Genomic DNA, 19,014 nt, shown 5'->3' with positions numbered 1-19,014 from the left:
ATGAATATACATATCAGACTTTTGGATGAGAGCGATCCGGTCGTAATTTCGCAGGCATTCCAGGAACAGGGTTGGGCGAAATCGGCGGAGCAGTACATTCAATATCTTGCAGAACAGCAGAATGGTGAGCGGGTGACTTTGGTAGCGGAATTGGATGGAGCTTTTGCCGGTTACGTGAATGTATTGTGGAATTCGTATTACCCTTCGTTCAGGGAACAGGGTATTCCGGAAATTAATGATTTCAATGTGCTGATCAAGTATCAGCGTCAGGGAATTGGATCACGTTTGATGGACCGGGCTGAAGAAGTCATTCATGAGCGAACCGAAACTGCCGGGATTGGTGTCGGGGTGTTCTCCGATTATGGCAAAGCTCAAATTCTGTATGCCCGTCGTGGATATATACCAGATGGACAGGGCATTCACAAGCATGATCGTTATCTAAAATGGGGCGATGAAACGATCATCGACGACGATGTAGTGCTCTATTTAACGAAGAAGTTAAGCTGATCGAATTCTGAATAAAAAGGATTATAACGCTGTTGAGAGGACAGGGAATTACTTTCTTCTAAACAGCGTTTTTTTACATATAATCAGACTGTTTTCGGCTCGAATCTTACAAGAAAAATAGAGTTGGATTGGGTGAAAATGTTATAATAGAGGGTAGTTGATTTAGGGTATAAACCGTGATGAAGCGGGCAAATGGTGAGCACAGAGAGCGAAACATAAGAGGGGATATGAAGGATAATTTATATGGATTTGAGGAGGAATGTGGTTATGGAGAAGACGATTAAAAATGTCCAGGATCTATATGACATGCTTGACTCAGAATTCAGATCAGCGAAGCAATTTTGGGAACCTTTTTACGAGGATCGAGACCGGCCGATTCCCTTTTTTTCAAACAAACCGGATGAAAATCTGGTAGCACATGTAAACTCAGGAATATTACCTGGGGGCAAAGCATTGGAGCTCGGTTGTGGCCCGGGAAGAAATGCAATATATCTAACACGTCAGGGTTATAAAGTAGATGCTTATGATCTTTCAGAGACAGCCATTGCCTGGGCCAAGGAAAGAGCTGTGGAGGAACAGCTTGAAGTGAATTTCAAATGCAAATCAGCATTAGAACTCACGCCACATGAAGAGTACGATCTCGTCTATGATTCGGGCTGTCTTCACCATCTGCTGCCACATCAGCGAATTCCCTACATACAGAAGATTCAGAACGGACTTAAACCTGGAGGGTATTTTGGAATGACCTGCTTTGCTCCAGGATTTGGCGGTCAGGGTGGACCGGAGAGCGTTATGGACGATTGGGAGGTATACCGTGAGAAGTCGATGAAAGGTGGTCTGGCTTTTACGGAGGAAAAGCTTCGCTATTTGCTGGAAGATCCTTTTGAATGCGTGGAGCTGCGACCGATGAAGGCGATGGATCAGGATGAAGATTGTTTTGGCTTGCCCATCTTATGGGTGACATTGTGGAGAAAACCAAACGTGTAGTCATAGATGAAGGATCATAGATTTGACGTGTTTAACCAATATTGCAAAGAGTGAGAGAAAGGCGGGGAGAATATGGGACAAAGGTATTTTATCATTACAGGTACATCCAAAGGAATCGGCAAACAGCTTGCGGAATTGTTATTGGAAAAGGGAGATCACGTCTACGGTATTGCACGCGGAACGTCTGACTTGGAGGAAGCTTACGAGCGTTACCAGCATGTTCAGTTTGATCTGACAGATATTCATAGCATCGACGATCTTGTCTCACACATATTGAAACAGATTCTACCGCAAGAAGTTGAATTCATCGGGCTCATAAACAATGCAGCGATGCTGGAACCGTTGAAATCGATAGATCGGTGCAGTGCAGAGGAGATCAGTCTTAATCTGAACATCAGTTTGGCAGCGCCTATGATTCTGACTTCATCTTTTATACAACATACCAACCACCTGACGACACGCAGAAAAATAGTCAATGTATCGTCCGGGTCAGGCAGTTATCCGGCACCTTCAATGGCATCTTACTGTGCCTCCAAAGCTGGAATAAACATGTTCACCCAGTGCGTAGCGATGGAACAATCCGGGCAACCCAATCCCGTTGAAGTGATTGCATTCGATCCAGGGATGGTAGATACTGAGCTACAGGCTGTGGCAAGAGGCAAAAGTGCAGAGGAATTTGCACTGTCTGAGGTATTCGGTCAGGTCTATGAAGCAGGCCAATTAAGATCACCACAAAAAGTCGCAAAGCAATTGATAGAACGGATGGAAGAAATCAGTGATCCAAGCATGGTCCTCCATACTATGGAGGGATAACAGATTAAAAGTTATAAACGTTTAGATTCATCTAAATTGGTAAGAGACTATGGATTTTACTTTGCCTCGACAATTTGTATTGTTCTATGTAATAGCGGCAGGAGTGGAAGAGACGGAATCGATTCTGAAGAAGCGGTAGCGTTCGCCTTTGTCACCTAATTTCTACATTAAATAAATTTAATAAAGGAAATTTGGAGACAACAGCGATCGGAAGAACGATCCGTATCTGGAACGGTCCCCCGTAGATTGTCAAACAATATGCTTCGGGCAATACCCAAGAAGAACAGAAACGTGGTGAAAATATGTTTAAAATTATGCTCATTGAAGACGATGAATCGTTATTCAGTGAAATCAAAGAACGGTTATCCCAGTGGTCGTATGACGTGTATGGCGTGCAGGATTTTGGCAAAGTGATGCAGGAATACAGTGCCATTCAGCCACAGCTGGTCATCATTGATATCCAGCTTCCCCAGTATGACGGATTTCATTGGTGTCGCATGATCCGAGCCCATTCCAATGTACCGATTATCTTTCTGTCCTCACGTGATCATCCTACGGATATGGTCATGTCGATGCATCTGGGCGCAGATGATTTTATCCAGAAGCCCTTCCATTTCGATGTGCTGATTGCCAAGATCCAGGCGATCCTGCGTAGGGTATATAACTACAATACAGAGCGGATTGAGCTGCGCACATGGCGTGGGGCTACCATTGAATATGTGAAAAATACACTTACCTGTAACAATGAATCTGTCCTTTTGACCAAAAATGAAATGTTCATTCTCAAAGTGCTAGTGGAGCACAAAAATCAGATTGTGACCCGGGAAGACCTGATTCGCAGTCTGTGGGATCATGAACATTTTGTGAGTGACAACACACTCACGGTCAACGTGAATCGCCTTCGCAAGAAGTTGGAGCCGCTAAATCTGGATGGCTATATCGAAACGAAAGTTGGTCAGGGCTATATGGCAACAGAAGAGGCGGAAACATGATTGGTAAGTACATACGGGAAAAGCTAAGCTGGTTAGTGTTGCTTATAAGCATGCAGCTCATCTTTTTATTTGTAGCCTATATCGACACGTCCATTCCATTCCGATCCGTATCCTATATCGTCGTGCTGAATGTGGTGGTATGCATCGTTTTTATCTGGGCGAGATATCCAAGAGAGACTCGTTTCTACAAAAGATTAACTGCCTGGGATCATACCTATGATCCAGGGGATTTGGATATCGCTGAAAGTCCTTATGAACGGATTGTGCACGATGCCGTGACTTCCCAGACCGAACGTTATCGGAAGGAGTCCTCATCTCATTTTATTTTGCTGGAGCAAGAAAAGGATGAGATGCTGTCCTGGATTCATGAGGTGAAGACGCCCTTAACCGCGCTGCAATTAATGATTGAGCGAATGCATGATGACAAGCTGCAGGGTCAGATGACGTATGAATGGCTGCGAATTCACCAACTGCTCGATCAGCAGCTTCACCAGAAGCGTATTCCATTTATGCATAATGATTTGTTTGTGGAAGAAACAGAGCTTGAACCGATTTTGATTGGCGAGATTAGAGCTTTGAAGTCATGGTGTATATCCAAACGGATTGGCTTCGACGTGTCATTAGATGTGACAAAGGTGCTGACCGACAGCAAATGGTTAGGTTTTATCATACGGCAGCTGCTTAGCAATGCGGTGAAATATAGTCATTCCTCTGACATTGTCATTGAAAGCAAGGAACAGGATGGGCACTTTATATTGACCATTCAGGATTATGGACGAGGGATCGAAGCGCAGGATTTATCACGTATCTTTGATAAAGGCTTCACTTCAACTCAGGGTAGACTGGAAGGAACGGCAACGGGAATGGGCTTGTATTTGACCCGACAGGTGGCACAAGCACTTCGTATAGACGTTAAAGTACAGTCTGCTCCCGGAGAGGGCACTAGTGTCAAACTAACCTTCCCGAGAAAAAATGACATGATCCACCTAGCAGGCGTGTGACAACATTGTCACATGCTTTTTGGTTTTGTTCGGTGAATCGCACGATAAATCGGAGCATCCCGCCTATGATGGAGATATACCAAAGAGGAGTGAGTGGGATATGTGGATACTGGAAGCCAAAAAAATTCATAAAGTCTATGGCAACAAACTAAATAAACAGGAAGTCCTCAAGGGGATTGATCTCGGGGTAAGTAAAGGCGAATTTGTTGGGATTATGGGGCCTTCGGGTTCGGGGAAAACGACGCTGCTGAATGTTCTTTCTTCGATCGATCGGGTAAGCCAGGGCACGATCGACATTGAGGGTCAGGAGTTCACCGGTATGAAGGAGAAACAGCTTGCTGAATTCCGCAAACATCATCTCGGCTTTATTTTTCAGGATTATAATCTGCTGGATACCCTCACGGTGAAGGAAAATGTATTGCTGCCGCTCTCGATTACGAGTATTCCGAAGCATGAGGCACACCTGAAGTTCGAACAAATCGCTCGTGAACTGGGCATATACGAGTTGAAAGACAAATATCCGTCCGAAATTTCGGGTGGACAAAAGCAGCGGACGTCGGCTGCGCGTGCGTTTGTGCATGATCCGAGCATTATTTTCGCTGACGAGCCGACAGGTGCACTCGATTCCAAATCGGCTTCGGACCTGCTTGGCAAAATGAGTGATATGAACAGGAAACATCAGGCTACGATTATTATGGTTACACATGATCCGTTTGCCGCAAGTTATTGCAGCAGGGTGATTTTCATTCGGGACGGTCAGATCTACACTCAATTAAATAAAGGAGACGAGTCCCGGCAATCCTTCTTCAACGATATTATCAAAACTCAGGGCGTATTGGGTGGTGTGCAGCCATGAGTCTGAACTACATCATTTTTCGCAATCTGAGGAAAAACCTAAAGAATTATTATCTTTACGTCTTCGCCCTGATCTTTAGTGTGGCGCTGTATTTTTCCTTTGTGACATTGCAGTATGATCCCTCCATGAATGAGGTTGCTGAATCAACGAAAGGGGCTGCCGCGATAGGGGCCTCGTCCGTGTTACTGATTGTCATTGTGGGCATTTTTCTGCTCTATGCCAATACAATTTTTATCAAGCGGCGCAGTAAGGAGATCGGCTTGTTTCAACTGATCGGACTGACGAAGGGGAGAATATTTGGCATCTTGAGTGCGGAAAATTGCATTCTCTACTTTGGTTCCATGGTAATAGGCATTCTAATCGGGTTTCTGGGTTCCAAGCTGATATTGATGATTTTGTTCAAAATTATTGGCGTTGATGCGATAACGAAACTATACTTCTCACCGCTGGCGCTGTTGCAAACGCTGATTGTCTTTGCTGTCATGTATTTGCTCATCATGCTGATGAATTACACGTTTATCCGAGCTCAAAGCATTCTTTCGCTCTTCCGAGTATCTTCTACAACGGAGCACCAGGTACAGAAGTTATCTGTGGGGCAGATTCTGATGGGCATCTTGGGTATTGCTCTCATCGTGTTCGGTTACATCCTGTCTGCACGGCTGTTCAGCGTCGAGAAATTGGATATGCAGCAGTTAATGTACACCATGATTTTGATTTTGTTCTCGGTTATTCTGGGGACATATCTGTTCTATAAAGGTTCCGTCAGTTTTCTCTTTAATCTGATTCGCAAAAGTAAAAAAGGCTATCTCTCCATTAATGAGGTATTGTCGTTATCCTCCATCATGTTTCGCATGAGGTCGAATGCCTTGCTGCTGACCATTATTACTACCGTATCGGCACTCGCCATAGGTTTGTTGTCGCTCAGTTACATTTCCTATTATTCGGCAGAGGCACAAGCTAAGGAAAGCTTGCCGGAAGATTTTTCATTTGCTCAGGCTGAGGTAAAGGATCGTTTTGTAGCTGAGCTGGATAACAAACAAATTCCGTATGAAGAAAAGCACAGACAACCTTTATATATTGAGATTGATGCATCGAAGGTCATGAATGACTCCCTGTCGGAAGATCGATTGTTCAGCAGTGTGTTAAGTGACAGCATGGTGGATAACATCGACCTGAAACCAGGCGAAGTTATTTTCATGGGATATGGCAATGTGATTCAGCAATTCTTTTCTATTAAGGATGAAGGTCCCGTTGTTCTTCACGGGTTGAAGAAAACGATTGACCAGCAGCTAACCGGAACCACGAAACAGGGCGTGCTTCCCGTGTATTACACCAAAGGAACGCCTGTAGCGGTTGTGGATGAATCGGTTTATGCGGAGCTTGCGCAGGATCTTGATCCAAAACTTCAAAAAGGGCAAGCGACCGATTATTACGGTGTGCAAATTACAGATTCGAGGCAAGACGAGAATGCATATGCTATTTTTGCAGATCTGCAATTGAAGGCCCCAAGCTTCTCCCAGATCGAGTTCAGAAATAATCAACGTACCAGTATGGGCCTGATTATGTTCATTGTTGGTTTCCTGGGACTCACCTTCTTGATTACATCCGGGTGTATCCTCTATTTCAAACAAATGAATGAGAGCGAAGAAGAGAAATCAAACTATACGATTCTGCGCAAACTCGGGTTTACGCAAAGCAATCTGTTACGCGGAATTCAGTTCAAGCAGTTTTTTAATTTCGGCATTCCCCTTGTTGTGGGACTGAGCCATAGTTATTTTGCCGTGAAATCAGGCTGGTTTTTCTTCGGTACAGAACTTGCCACACCGACTGTAATCGTTATGATAGTGTATACGTTGTTGTATTCCATCTTCGGCCTGTTGTCCATATGGTATTACAAGCGAGTGATTAAGGAATCATTGTAGACAGAGGATGGCAACAGAGGAATATATTAAAGAAATCGGAAGAAGGGCAGCTGTATGATATACAGTCTGTCCTTTCTTTTTTTGTGAAAAAAAGGAGGATGGTGCAAGGGTGGAGAAATCACAACATACTGGAGTGAAGTAGAGGGAGGTTTTCCATGAACCTGGCTAACAAAATTACCCTGGCAAGAATGACATTGATTCCTTTATTTATGTTGTGCTTCATCCCGTTGCCATCATGGATACAGGAGTCGAGTGAACTATTGGATCAGCATGGTCTGGTGATTGGCGTTATTATTTTTGCACTGGCTGCGGGTACGGATAAGCTGGATGGGTATGTGGCCCGAAAATATAATCAGATCACCAATCTGGGGAAATTGCTTGATCCACTGGCAGATAAACTCTTGATTTCGGTTGCACTGATTATGATGGTTCAGGAGAATCTGATCGGTTCATGGATTGCTGTGATCATCATTGGACGTGAAATTGTCATTACAGCACTGCGTATGATTGCGAGTGAACAGGGAATTGCCTTGGCTGCTGATCGATATGGAAAAATCAAAATGGTGCTGCAGGTGGCAGCCATCATCGCTGTATTATTGAATAATTTTCCGTTCAGTTTGCTGATGGATGTGCGGGTTGATATGATTTTATTATGGCTGGCGGCAGGAGTTACGCTGTTCTCAGGATTGAACTATATCTTAGTAAATTATAGACTACTGAAATAAAGAACCCCTGCCCTGACTGGGAAGGTCCTATTCAGATGTTTACCACGAAGTAATGACGAGAAGGAGGAGAAGAGGATGTCCCAAATAAACATCAATTCAAGTACTTCAGAGGATTCAGAATATGTTCGTCAGCAACTCATTGCATTTAATGCTGCGCATGTGAGCGAGGAATTAAGGCATCGTTACGAAGAATTAAATTTCAATATCAAAAATGAGGTCGGCGAGATTGTTGCAGGAGTGCTTAGTACACTTTGCTGGAACTGGCTGGAGGTTGATATTCTTTGGGTGGATTCTGAACAACGGCATCGGGGATATGGTTCTCAGTTGTTGCTTGAAGTTGAGCGAATTGCGCGAGAGAAATCTTGTGATTTTGTCATGTTGAACACTTTCTCATATCAAGCACCGGAATTTTACAAGAAGCATGGCTACCAATTGATCACAACGATCGAGAATGCACCGACCGGACACCATCATTATTATTTTAAGAAGGATTTAACTTAAGACAACGTATGCGAAATAGGACAAATCAGGAGGGGTATTATGGTTACCATTAAAGCAATCGAACTTGAGGATTTACCGGCGCTAAGCCAATTATACAACGAATTGATGGGTACACCGACTAATGAACAACAGATGCAGAAGATGTTTCATTATATCCAGCAAAATGGGCACTACCATGTACTCGGTGCATTTTACGACGGCGAACTGGCCGGATCGGTTATGGGTATTGAATGTATGGATCTGGCGGGTCAGTGCAATCCCTTCATGGTTGTGGAGAATGTGATTGTATCCGATCGGGTACGCAGACAGGGAATTGGTCAGAAGCTTATGCTTCAGATTGAGCACATTGCGAGAGATCTTGGATGTGAATACATGATTCTGGTGTCTGGCGATCAGCGGAAAGAGGCTCATATTTTTTATGAAAAGCTGGGCTTTAAAGATGAGAAAGTTCAGGGTTATCGGAAGCATTTTAATTAATCAATATATCACGGAAAATGTCTAATAAGTAGAAGGACTACTTAAGGAGCAGGGCGAATAAGGCATAGTCTTGAAATTTAATGAACTGATATGAGGGAGGCACTCTCGTGTTCAAAAAATGGGCTAATGTCTTGATGATTCTTAGTTTGGTATTCGCTGTATGTTCCCCAACATCCTATGCCGCTGCCAAGACGGTTAAAGTGACCGTGACGCTTGTCAGTGCAGAACTGGTGGAGAACAATTCCGTTGGTAATGAATGGGCCATAGGGGCAAGTGTGAACGGCAAGAGCCTGGAGGAGGGTTCGTCGGTCACGTTGAATCTGAAACCTACAGATACGCTGAAATTACAAGCGAATGCCGAAGAGCAGGACAAAATCCCTGATCTGGGGAGCAAAAGTATGAACGTTAAGGTTTCCTCCATTACCAAATCAATCAACAAGACTCTATCGGTTGTCGTGACGGAGAACAGAGGCCGTTATTCGGATAACACAGCGACGTGGGAGTTCAAGTTTAAGATCAGTAAGAAATAAAATAGGGACTGATCATGTAAAAGAGAGCCTAGCTCTCTTTTTTTACTTTATACGGATATCTTTGAGCTGAAGGAATGTATAGTTTCGGGAAGGGTCCCTCTTTGGTAAAATAAAGAAAGTTGTGGGCAGGTACCTATATATTTCAATGTACATATTTAATTGTAAGTTTTAATGAAGACAAAAGGAGGTTAACCAGATCATGCGTATCTTAGATAACATTAAAGTCTGGGGGGAGCCGCTGGAGAATGCGGTAAGTCAGGCGGTGACTTGCTCGCAGTATGGAGATGTACTGGGCGTGGCTCTAATGGCAGACCATCACAAAGGATATTCACAGCCCATCGGGGGCGTGGTTGCCTACCGGAACATGATCAGTCCGTCTGGGGTTGGATATGATATTGCCTGCGGTAACAAAGCTGTGCGCACCAACCTGATGTGGGATGATATACGGGATCAGATTGCTGTCATTATGGATGACATTAATGCAACCATATCCTTCGGTGTAGGACGCAACAATCCAAATCCTGTGGAGCATGAGCTGTTCGACGATGCCAGTTGGAAGCTGTTTGATTCCATTGAGTCTGGATTACAGCACAAGTTGAAGACACTCGCGTGTAACCAGCTCGGGACGGTAGGCAGTGGCAATCATTTTGTCGATATTTTTGTGGAAGAGGCGACGGGTAAAGTATGGGTTGCAAACCACTTTGGCAGTCGTGGCTTCGGGCATAAGGTCGCCAGTGGTTTTCTGAATCTGGCTGCCGGACGTGCGTTTAGTGGCAAAGCGCCGGGAGAATCAATGGATCAACCACCGACATTGTTTGACCTCAAGAGTGAAATGGGTGATATGTATTGGGACGGGATGACTTTGGCAGGCCGTTATGCGTATGCAGGGCGCGATTATGTGATTGAGCAGGTTCTCGGCATCCTCGGAGCGAGCGCAGAATATTCGGTTCATAACCATCATAACTTTGCCTGGAAAGAACAGCATATGGGCGAAGACGTGGTGGTGGTCCGCAAAGGAGCAACGCCGCTGGCACCGGGCCAGCTCGGTTTTGTGGGCGGAAGCATGGGAGATATCTCGGTGATCGTGGAAGGAATCCACAGCGAAGAGAATACCGAGTCTTTCCGCAGCACCGTTCATGGTGCAGGACGCACTATGAGCCGAACCCAGGCGGCTGGCAAAATGAACTACAAGCTGCGTACACGCATGGGCGGCGAGATCAGCGAGGAACAGATGCAAGCGGCGATTCGTGCCTATGGTGTGGAGCTTCGGGGTGCAGGAACGGATGAAAGTCCATTTGTGTACAAGAAGCTGCAGGACGTGCTGAATGCGCATGCGCATACCTTGAAAATCAACCATATCCTGCGTCCCGTAGGTGTCGCAATGGCCGGAGGCAATGAATTCGACCCGTATAAGGACTAATTGAAAGTAGAAGGTGAACCTCATGAGAAATTGTGCAATATACAGTTCGCAGTTTGATCTGGATCAGCTGTTGGAAATGATTCAATCCATATACCCTCAGGATACAATTGAGCGTAAGGAAGACAAAACCCATATTCAAGTCACGCGCAAGAAGTTATTTAGTAAAAAGACGAAGGGCTTCAATATCATGACGAGCCAGACCCACCCTGAAGAATTTACTGCAATGATTCAGGGGATGCTGGGATTTCTAAGTCAGATTGAGGGAAAGAATGTTGCGCTACAGGAAAAGGCACTTATTAAATGCTCTACACTGAATATGGTTGTTGGGATCGAGACAGAAGAAGACATTTCCGAAGAATTCTTTAATGAATTATTGCATCTGGCCGATGCCCTGGATGCAGTCATCTTCTGGGGAGGTGGCTCCTTGCTGAATGCGCAAGGTCAGCTGCTGTTGGATGTCAACGGAGAATCCGAAGTAGAGGATTACCAAGTGACAGCACACACCAGTTTTCTGGATGATGTCAGACCCCCATCGGAATCTGCAAGGCAGCGTAAAGAGCGCTCCGAGCAGCTTCTAACGGAGCAAGGAATCCCATTCAATGTTCATTTACCTGCAAGAGCGGGGGATGAGCATACAACGATCCGCAGTGTAGAACAAGTCGCAGATCGCGCGGTAGCCCTCTGTATTGCAGCTCTCAAGGGTGAATGCCTGGGGGCGGGGGAGAGCGCAGAAGATACAGCAGCGCTGGTCCAGGAAGTGATCGACAAGTATGATGCAGCTTCATTCTTTTCACCTGTGGAGAGAAGATTTGTGGAGCAGCATGGGGCAGAGCATCAGGAGGTTATCTCCTTTTCATGGGGATATGAGGCTTATCATGTGATGTTATGGGCGCTTGGCTACGTCAAGGAACTTGGAGCTCCGGTAAATCTTTGTAACGTAGGAGAAGATGTGGGGTATTTGCAGCAATGTGACAATGTTGAAGCCTTTGTAGCCGGGGCACAGCTTCGCTCCAAAAGTGAGATTTTGGATGCAGCGGATCTAATCTACCGGTACAACTGGGTGTGTGTAGACAGTCGTGTGAAGGAGCAAACACCTCCCGGGGGTCTGAATGGCGGAGTGGCCTACGAACGTCACCGTGCGCTGAATTGGCTGATCTGTTATCTGGATCAAGATTGGGATGATGTCCGGACAGATACGTAGAATGGACTTTTAACATCAACTATTTTTTATATGACATTCAAATTCAAATACCCCCAAGCCAGTCGAATACTGGTTATGGGGGTGTTTTGCTGTCTATGGTTACCTTGCCGTTTTATCCGCTATGTCTTCCGTACTGTTCCCGAATCATCACATCAGCAAGAATCAGCTTTTTCTCCACACTGCTCTCCGGGTTTACAATTCGCCATAACATCTGGTCAACCGCACGCGCACCAAGCAATTCCTTGTTCACATTAACTGTGGCGAGTACAGGGATATTATCATACACATTATCGAAACCGGTGACTACGCACTGGTCGGGTACACTAATCCCAATACTCTCCAGAGCCTCGATGGTGTATAGCGCATAGAAGTCATTGGCACAGACAAAAACCTCAGGCAAATTCCCCTCATGAATGACCGAAGTGAACGTCTTGCGAAAATCATCCACATCCGGGCTGCTTAGTTCGGGGATCTGATTCATTTCCAATCCATGACCCATTAATACCGAAGTATAGGCGACCCATCGTTCATAGAAGCTGTGCGCATCACTGGTATTTCCAACAAACTGAAACCGTTTGAATCCCTTGCGCAGCAAATAGAGCATAATGTCACGCATGGAAGCAAAGTTGTCTGTGAAAATACTGTCACTGTGAAAGACGGGGTCCAGATGATCCACCATGACAACAGGAATGCCCAGACGCTTAATTTCAAGCAGAATGGGTGTGGAGATAGAACCAACCGTAATAATGCCCCGAATGGCATCCGGATTCAGCAACGTGAACAGTTGATCCGCAGAAGGCTCTGTCAGAGTAAGAATATTGATGCCTTTCTGGTTCAGTCTGGAGGATATCCCGTTAAAGACAGGCCCCCAATATACGGATTCCTGATTCTGATAACGAACATTAGGAAACAAAATCAAAATGGTGCCACTCCACCGCGTGTTCTGCGGGTCCTGAAGTTCATTGCTGCTATACATATCACCAGACAACATGCTGTTATCTTTGAAATATCCAAGTTTGCCAGCGGCCTTAAGAATAACGTCCCGTGTCTGCTCACTAACACCTGATTTTCCGGACAGTGCTCGTGAGACCGCAAATTTCGACAGACCTGTAAAATGTGCAATTTCCTGAATTGTTACCTTCGTCTTCATCATACCATCCTTACACTCGTAGTTCTGCCGTATTCCTTACATTGTGCAATAAAGCTGTTTCTAGTATATCATGATGTATTTCTCTTAATCTAATAACGGCTGTAGAAGTGAAAATGTTAGTGTTCCATACATGTAACGACGAAAATAGACCTTGGCGAATGGATGTGTTGCAGGAGAAAAAGGCGAATTTTGAATGGGTTATTATCTTTTTGTTATTTTATAAAATAACAAAATAATCAAAAATGATTTTCGTTTTGGATATGGAAGTACTCAGAATGGTATTCGGATAATATGCTATATCATAAGCTTTTCAAGCGATATAACAGCATATTATCAGAATAATTAGAAAATGTTAACAATAAAAATGTTGACGCTTACATTATGCTATGTTAAATTTTGTTTGTCAAAACCAAACGGTAAAATAACAAATGGTGGTGGTCGTCGAATTTCATTAGGGTAAATGAAAGTCAGGGAGTTATGCCGGACCATGATTTGTATACACATTCGGGGAGGTTGTTAAAATCGTGACTAGAAAATGGAACGTTTTGCCGCTCATGTTATTGGTCGTAATGCTTTTTGTATCCGCTTGCAGTGGTGGGGGGGCGGCTCAGCCAGCTGATGATGCACCAGCGAATTCGGGCAATAGCACTGGAACCGTCGAAACAGACAAAGAAGGCGGAAAAGAAGAAGTGGCCGTAAATGTACCTGATTTGGGTGGACGTGTCATCAAGGTTGCGGCCTGGTGGGATCTGAAGCCAGCGGGGGAGACCGCATCGGATAAGGCTAGACTGGATAAAATCGCTGAAGTCGAGAAGAAATACAACGTGAAAATTGAGTTTGTAAACGTGCCATTCGAAGAATACATGAACAAATTTACCACGACAGCGCTAGCTGGCGAACCGTTCGCAGACATCGTTCAGATGGAGTACAAATCCGCATTACCCGCCATCCTCAAAGGGCAACTGCTTCCGATCTCCGAATTCACCACAGCTGAGAATAACATCAACCAAGAGGCAAACCTGATCACGAAATTCCCTGCCATCGCAGGCAACTACTACGCATTTGAATCTCCAACCAGCATCGGTCTGGGACTTCACTATAACCGTGACTTATTCAAGAAGTTGTCGCTGCCTGATCCTCAGGAGCTATACAACAAAGGCGAATGGAATTGGGATAAATTCATGGAACTGGCGAAACAGGCGACCAAAGATACGGATAACGACGGAAAAATTGACGTATACGGGTTCTCTGGCTGGGCCATCGACGTACTTCGTCACTTTACTGCAGCCAATGGCGGCACGATCGTAGACGACGAACATTCAAAAGAAGGATTATCCGATCCGAAAACGATTGAAGCTGCCGAATTCGTCAAACGCCTGTATAACGTCGAGAATGTTGTGAAAGTCAAAACAGGCGACAAAACGAACTGGGAGGAAAGCAACACATTCAAGGATGGAGATGTGGCTTTGTTCACTGCTGCGGAATGGCAGTTGGGCGATATCACCTTTGCTGCTGGAGTCGTACCAATTCCGAACGGTCCTCAGGGCAACAAGGATGTAACATACGCCAACAACGCTGCCTCAGCAAAATTCATTCCCAAAGGTGTGGAAGATCCTAAAATGGTATACCAAATCTATGAAGAAACCTTCGACATTCCACAGATTGAAGAGTATCCAGGTCAGGATTACCTGGAAAGCCGTTATACCGACGAGAGGGATATCGCCATGATTCGCGAGCATATCGCAGGAACGGGGCGCATCCTGCTAGATGACGCCTACACGGGCTATCCAATCGGTGACTATGTAAACGACATCATCAAAAACAATGCTTCCGTTACAGCAACAGCTGAGAAGTATAAAGCGCAGGCACAAGCGGCAGTCGATAAACTTGGCAAACAGTAATACCAGCATGATTCAGACAGGGGTACCTCGTGTCCGGCTCACGCACGGGTACCTCTTTTCCTGTATTACCAATTAGGCATTGCTGGCATCAGCCTTGATGAGGAGGGCTCGTAGGATGGATGGAATTCTACAACGAAAGAAATGGATCCTGCCCATAGTCATTGCAGCAGCGGCAGCCTGCGTCATACTTTTGCTTACTTCCGGTGCAGGTGTAAAGAGTGCAGTTGTGCCTTCTGGCAGTTTGCCTGCCATTGAGGTGGATGCCATCTTGCAGCAGACGAGGCAGAAGAACGGATATGAACAATATCTGTCCCAAGCAGGTGAGGCCTCAAGACCAAATGTGGATATGACCATCGAAGCAGGAGACTACATACGGGCAGAGGGTGAAGAGGTACGCAAGCTGAATGATTATGAGGGCAAGCCGGGTGTATCGCTGCATACCGGGGAGACAGGCGGGATCGACTGGGTAGTTGACGTGCCGGAAACCGGGATGTACAACCTCTCTGCTGTCTATTTTCCCGTAGAAGGCAAGAGTTCGGCCATTGAGCGTGCATTGTACATTGACGGTGAACTTCCGTTTGCGGAAGCCGCCTATTTGCAGTTTGACCGCGTATGGGGCAATGAGAAACAAGCTGTTGAACAGGATAATCAGGGCAATGATCTTCGTCCGAAACAAGTGGAGAAGCCCCGCTGGATGGAGGAAACATTTCAGGACTCGGACGGGTATGAACAGGCTCCATTTAAGTTCTATCTGGAAAAGGGGAAGCACACGTTAACGCTAAAATCCTCTCGCGAACCCATGGTAATTCGATCCATACGGCTATTCAATGAGAAGCCAGCCGTTCCTTATGCGGAAACCGCAGGTTCCAGGCAGACGGATTCTTCCGGTCAGCCTAAGGATGTGCTTATCCGAATTGAAGGGGAAGCGGCTGTTGCCAAATCTTCACCTACGTTATATCCAACCAGTGAAAGATCAAGTTCAGCTGTAGCTCCGTACAGCGCTTCCCAGGTGCGTATTAATACGATTGGTGGTTTTAACTGGCGTCTGCCAGGACAGTGGATCGAATGGGAAGTGGATGTGCCGGAGAGTGGACTTTATCATATCGGTTTTACCGCTCAGCAAAATTTTGTAAAAGGCATCTATTCCACGCGCAAGCTGACCATCGATGGCGAGATTCCTTTTGCGGAGATGACGAAGGCGCCATTCCGTTACCAAAGCGACTATCGCATTGATGTGCTGGGCGGTGAGGAAGCTTACAAGTTTCAGTTGGATAAAGGCAAACATGTCATTCGGCTGGAGAACAGTCTAGGAGATTTCGCGCCACTTATTCGCAATGTGGAGGACAGCTTGTACAACCTGAACTCCATGTACCGGAGAATTCTGATGATTACAGGCACCAAACCGGATGAATTTCGGGATTATCGGGTGGAGAAGCAGATTCCGAATCTGCTGGAGGTATTTAGCGGAGAAAGCAAGCGTCTGAAGGAAGTGGCAGGGCAACTTCGTCTTCTGTCAGGCCAGTCCAGCGATCAGGAAGCATTGATCAAAACGATGGCCCAACAGCTGGATGAGATGATCGACAAGCCGGATACCATTCCAAGAAGACTTGCCGCATACAAAACGAACACAGGCGGGCTGGGAACTTGGGTACAGCAGGCTCGTGAGCAACCTCTTGAGATTGATGCACTCTATGTAGCTTCATTAGACAGCAGCATTCCCGGAACGGGTATGGGTCCGTTGGCGAAGCTTGGTCATGAAGCGAAGACATTCTATCATTCGTTCTTCATTGATTATAACCAGATCGGGAACGTAGCCACATCAGAGGATCAGCGCACGGTGACGGTCTGGATCGGCAGTGGTCGTGATCAGGCGAACACGATGAAAGCGATGATTGATGAGACATTCACACCGGAGAGCGGCATTAACGTCAATCTGAAGCTGGTTAACATGGGTACGCTGTTGCCAGCCACTTTATCGGGTGAAGGACCGGATGTAGCGATGCAGATCGGCAATGATCTGCCTGTGAATTTTGCGATGCGGAACTCGGCGGTGGATCTCACCCAGTTCAGTGACTATACCACGGTAGAACAGGAGTTTAGAGACAGTGCCATCGTACCGTACGCCTATGATTCAGGCGTGTACGCTTTGCCGGAGACACAGACCTTTAATATGTTGTTTTACCGAAAAGATGTGCTTGCAGAGTTGGGGCTTGAAGTTCCTCAAACGTGGGATGATGTCGAGAGCCTGCTTGCGATTCTGAGCAAAAACCATATGGAGTTTGGCATGCCGGTGGTGGCCCAGGCCAACATGCAGGGTGTGAACATTCCGCCTAATTCGCAATACGCGACGATGCTGCTCCAGAATGGCGGTTCCTTCTATCGGAATGACGGTAAGGAATCCGATCTGGATTCGCGCATCGGGATTGAGACATTTAAGAAGTGGACAGAGTTTTATACCGATTACAAGCTGGAGCGGGAGTACGACTTTGCCAACCGTTTCCGGACAGGACAGATGCCGATTGGTCTGACGGATTACACGATGTATAACCAACTATCCGTATTTGCACCGGAAATCCGTGGATTATGGGGATTTGTTCCGGTTCCGGGGACGGTGCAGCCGGATGGAACATTGAATCGGGACGTTCCGGGTGGCGGCAGTGCGGTCATGATGCTGGAGAGTGCCAAGGATCAGGACGCCGCGTGGGAGTTCATGAAGTGGTGGACCAGTACACCGGTTCAGGCCGAGTTTGGTCGTGAGATGGAGGGGCTGATGGGCGCGGCTGCGCGTTATCCGACAGCCAACATCAAGGCGCTGGATTCACTTCCGTGGCCTGCTGAGGATTATGCGAATCTGAAAGCACAATTCGAGACGGTAAAGGGAATTCCCGAAGTACCTGGTGGTTATTTTACCGGACGCCATCTGTTCAATGCATTTTACAAGACGGTTGTTGGCCAAGTAGAAGCCAGGGAATCCATCATGGATTACACCCAGTATATTCAGGACGAGATTCGAGTCAAGCGTAATGAATTTGGTCTTCCGTAAGCAGAGGGAGGGTTAACAGTGTCACAAATATCACTCCGAGACGGACAAAACAGTCCTCCTGAGAAAACACCAGGCATGGGCATGAAATCATGGTGGTCCTGGAAGCTCAAGGAAATGAAGGCCAGCAAACATTCCTATGTACTGCTAGCTCCTTATATGATCCTATTCATCATGTTCACTGTGATTCCTGTGGTCATCTCCATCATACTCAGCTTCACCTATTTCAACATGCTGGAGTTTCCGCGTTTTATTGGCTGGCAGAACTATACCCGACTGTTTCTGGAGGATGACGTATTTCTGATTGCCATCAAAAATACGTTGCTGTTTGCCATTATTACCGGACCTATCAGCTATATTGCCTGTTTCGTATTTGCGTGGATCATTAATGAATTAACACCCAAATGGAGAGCATTCATGACGCTGATCTTCTATGCGCCATCCATTTCGGGGAATGTCTACTTTATCTGGCTGATGATTTTCTCGGGGGATCGCTACGGTATAGCCAATGGACTGCTAATCAAATGGGGATTTCTGTTGGAGCCAATCCAGTGGTTGAAAACGGAAGCCTATATTATGCCAATCCTCATTCTGGTGCAATTGTGGCTCAGTCTTGGCACAGGCTTTCTGGCGTTTATCGCCGGTTTGCAGACCGTAGACCGGACGTTATATGAAGCTGGCGCGGTAGATGGGATCAAAAATCGCTGGCAGGAACTCTGGTATATTACCCTGCCTTCGATGCGCCCGCAATTGATGTTCGGTGCGGTCATTCAACTTACGACCTCATTCGCGGTGGCGGATGTGTCCATTGCGCTGGCGGGGTTCCCAAGTGTGAACTATGCGGCGGAGACGGTGGTGACCCATTTGATCGACTTTGGTACAACGCGGTTTGAGATGGGATACGCCTCGGCGATTGCAACCGTGCTGTTCATGATTATGGTGGGCACCAACCTGCTGGTACAGAAACTGCTTCGAAGGGTGGGAGAATAGC

At 46.1% G+C, this 19,014-nt stretch carries 17 protein-coding genes; 16 read left to right on the top strand and 1 reads right to left on the bottom strand.

Going from position 1 to position 19,014, the window contains the following annotated elements; genetic code table 11:
• From gpAD87_RS18105 to gpAD87_RS18045, 13 genes are all read left to right on the top strand, one after another.
• On the top strand, window positions 1–507 hold the full coding sequence (locus gpAD87_RS18105) for a GNAT family N-acetyltransferase (RefSeq protein WP_064639608.1): 507 nt from the start codon (window positions 1–3) through the stop codon (window positions 505–507).
• 267 nt (window positions 508–774) lie between these two features.
• Window positions 775–1,494 carry a class I SAM-dependent methyltransferase gene (locus tag gpAD87_RS18100; RefSeq protein WP_064639606.1) on the top strand — a complete coding sequence of 240 codons (720 nt, stop codon included), beginning with the start codon at window positions 775–777 and terminating at the stop codon, window positions 1,492–1,494.
• 72 nt (window positions 1,495–1,566) lie between these two features.
• Complete coding sequence (locus gpAD87_RS18095) at window positions 1,567–2,307, top strand: SDR family NAD(P)-dependent oxidoreductase (protein WP_064639604.1); 741 nt, start codon at window positions 1,567–1,569, stop codon at window positions 2,305–2,307.
• A gap of 302 nt (window positions 2,308–2,609) precedes the next feature.
• Window positions 2,610–3,299, top strand: a complete 690-nt coding sequence (locus tag gpAD87_RS18090; protein WP_064639602.1) for a response regulator transcription factor — start codon at window positions 2,610–2,612, stop codon at window positions 3,297–3,299.
• Window positions 3,296–4,300: a sensor histidine kinase gene (locus gpAD87_RS18085; RefSeq protein ID WP_064639600.1), complete on the top strand. Its 1,005-nt coding sequence runs from the start codon at window positions 3,296–3,298 to the stop codon at window positions 4,298–4,300. The genes gpAD87_RS18090 and gpAD87_RS18085 overlap by 4 nt, the downstream gene beginning before the upstream one ends.
• 100 nt (window positions 4,301–4,400) lie before the next feature.
• A complete protein-coding gene (locus tag gpAD87_RS18080) occupies window positions 4,401–5,156 on the top strand; it encodes an ABC transporter ATP-binding protein (protein ID WP_064639598.1) in 756 nt (251 codons plus the stop codon).
• Window positions 5,153–7,078 carry an FtsX-like permease family protein gene (locus gpAD87_RS18075; RefSeq protein WP_064639597.1) on the top strand — a complete coding sequence of 642 codons (1,926 nt, stop codon included), beginning with the start codon at window positions 5,153–5,155 and terminating at the stop codon, window positions 7,076–7,078. The genes gpAD87_RS18080 and gpAD87_RS18075 overlap by 4 nt, the downstream gene beginning before the upstream one ends.
• A 155-nt stretch (window positions 7,079–7,233) precedes the next feature.
• The gene (pgsA, locus tag gpAD87_RS18070; protein WP_064639595.1) at window positions 7,234–7,803 is read left to right on the top strand and encodes a CDP-diacylglycerol--glycerol-3-phosphate 3-phosphatidyltransferase; all 570 of its coding nucleotides are present in this window, start codon (window positions 7,234–7,236) and stop codon (window positions 7,801–7,803) included.
• A gap of 75 nt (window positions 7,804–7,878) precedes the next feature.
• Window positions 7,879–8,304 carry a GNAT family N-acetyltransferase gene (locus gpAD87_RS18065; protein ID WP_064639593.1) on the top strand — a complete coding sequence of 142 codons (426 nt, stop codon included), beginning with the start codon at window positions 7,879–7,881 and terminating at the stop codon, window positions 8,302–8,304.
• A gap of 39 nt (window positions 8,305–8,343) precedes the next feature.
• The gene (locus gpAD87_RS18060; protein ID WP_063564138.1) at window positions 8,344–8,781 is read left to right on the top strand and encodes a GNAT family N-acetyltransferase; all 438 of its coding nucleotides are present in this window, start codon (window positions 8,344–8,346) and stop codon (window positions 8,779–8,781) included.
• A 107-nt stretch (window positions 8,782–8,888) separates the two neighbouring features.
• Window positions 8,889–9,311, top strand: a complete 423-nt coding sequence (locus gpAD87_RS18055; RefSeq protein WP_064639591.1) for a hypothetical protein — start codon at window positions 8,889–8,891, stop codon at window positions 9,309–9,311.
• 199 nt (window positions 9,312–9,510) lie between these two features.
• A complete protein-coding gene (locus tag gpAD87_RS18050; RefSeq protein ID WP_064639589.1) occupies window positions 9,511–10,731 on the top strand; it encodes an RtcB family protein in 1,221 nt (406 codons plus the stop codon).
• A gap of 22 nt (window positions 10,732–10,753) precedes the next feature.
• The gene (locus gpAD87_RS18045; RefSeq protein ID WP_064639586.1) at window positions 10,754–11,932 is read left to right on the top strand and encodes a DUF4272 domain-containing protein; all 1,179 of its coding nucleotides are present in this window, start codon (window positions 10,754–10,756) and stop codon (window positions 11,930–11,932) included.
• 112 nt (window positions 11,933–12,044) lie between these two features.
• Here the strand turns inward: gpAD87_RS18045 and gpAD87_RS18040 are convergent, their stop codons facing one another.
• Entirely contained in the window at window positions 12,045–13,085 is a 1,041-nt protein-coding gene (locus gpAD87_RS18040) for a LacI family DNA-binding transcriptional regulator (protein WP_231952619.1), read from the bottom strand.
• A 521-nt stretch (window positions 13,086–13,606) separates the two neighbouring features.
• Between gpAD87_RS18040 and gpAD87_RS18035 the strand changes: the two genes are divergently transcribed.
• The 3 genes from gpAD87_RS18035 to gpAD87_RS18025 all read left to right on the top strand — a co-directional run bounded on the left by gpAD87_RS18035 (window position 13,607) and on the right by gpAD87_RS18025 (window position 19,013).
• Window positions 13,607–14,983 (top strand): ABC transporter substrate-binding protein, encoded by a 1,377-nt coding sequence (locus gpAD87_RS18035; RefSeq protein ID WP_231952618.1) that lies wholly within the window; start codon window positions 13,607–13,609, stop codon window positions 14,981–14,983.
• A gap of 115 nt (window positions 14,984–15,098) precedes the next feature.
• Window positions 15,099–18,026, top strand: a complete 2,928-nt coding sequence (locus gpAD87_RS18030; protein ID WP_064639584.1) for an extracellular solute-binding protein — start codon at window positions 15,099–15,101, stop codon at window positions 18,024–18,026.
• A gap of 75 nt (window positions 18,027–18,101) precedes the next feature.
• A complete protein-coding gene (locus gpAD87_RS18025) occupies window positions 18,102–19,013 on the top strand; it encodes a carbohydrate ABC transporter permease (protein ID WP_064641001.1) in 912 nt (303 codons plus the stop codon).
• The last annotated feature ends 1 nt before the right edge of the window (window position 19,014 follow it).

This window comes from Paenibacillus sp. AD87, from assembly GCF_001659845.1.
Taxonomy (GTDB): Bacteria; Bacillota; Bacilli; order Paenibacillales; family Paenibacillaceae; genus Paenibacillus; species Paenibacillus marchantiae.
The sequence above is the reverse complement of the archived record's forward strand: the minus strand, read 5'-3'. Positions and strand labels throughout refer to the sequence as shown.

Excerpts from the sequence above, each read along its gene's own strand:
- gpAD87_RS18095 (WP_064639604.1), top strand. The coding sequence starts at position 1,567 with ATGGGACAAAGGTATTTTATCATTACAGGTACATCCAAAGGAATCGGC.
- gpAD87_RS18090 (WP_064639602.1), top strand. The coding sequence starts at position 2,610 with ATGTTTAAAATTATGCTCATTGAAGACGATGAATCGTTATTCAGTGAA.
- gpAD87_RS18060 (WP_063564138.1), top strand. The coding sequence starts at position 8,344 with ATGGTTACCATTAAAGCAATCGAACTTGAGGATTTACCGGCGCTAAGC.
- gpAD87_RS18100 (WP_064639606.1), top strand. The coding sequence starts at position 775 with ATGGAGAAGACGATTAAAAATGTCCAGGATCTATATGACATGCTTGAC.
- gpAD87_RS18045 (WP_064639586.1), top strand. The coding sequence starts at position 10,754 with ATGAGAAATTGTGCAATATACAGTTCGCAGTTTGATCTGGATCAGCTG.
- gpAD87_RS18040 (WP_231952619.1), bottom strand. The coding sequence starts at position 13,085 with ATGATGAAGACGAAGGTAACAATTCAGGAAATTGCACATTTTACAGGT.
- gpAD87_RS18085 (WP_064639600.1), top strand. The coding sequence starts at position 3,296 with ATGATTGGTAAGTACATACGGGAAAAGCTAAGCTGGTTAGTGTTGCTT.
- gpAD87_RS18080 (WP_064639598.1), top strand. The coding sequence starts at position 4,401 with ATGTGGATACTGGAAGCCAAAAAAATTCATAAAGTCTATGGCAACAAA.
- gpAD87_RS18025 (WP_064641001.1), top strand. The coding sequence starts at position 18,102 with ATGGGCATGAAATCATGGTGGTCCTGGAAGCTCAAGGAAATGAAGGCC.
- gpAD87_RS18105 (WP_064639608.1), top strand. The coding sequence starts at position 1 with ATGAATATACATATCAGACTTTTGGATGAGAGCGATCCGGTCGTAATT.
- gpAD87_RS18065 (WP_064639593.1), top strand. The coding sequence starts at position 7,879 with ATGTCCCAAATAAACATCAATTCAAGTACTTCAGAGGATTCAGAATAT.
- gpAD87_RS18030 (WP_064639584.1), top strand. The coding sequence starts at position 15,099 with ATGGATGGAATTCTACAACGAAAGAAATGGATCCTGCCCATAGTCATT.
- pgsA (WP_064639595.1), top strand. The coding sequence starts at position 7,234 with ATGAACCTGGCTAACAAAATTACCCTGGCAAGAATGACATTGATTCCT.
- gpAD87_RS18050 (WP_064639589.1), top strand. The coding sequence starts at position 9,511 with ATGCGTATCTTAGATAACATTAAAGTCTGGGGGGAGCCGCTGGAGAAT.
- gpAD87_RS18075 (WP_064639597.1), top strand. The coding sequence starts at position 5,153 with ATGAGTCTGAACTACATCATTTTTCGCAATCTGAGGAAAAACCTAAAG.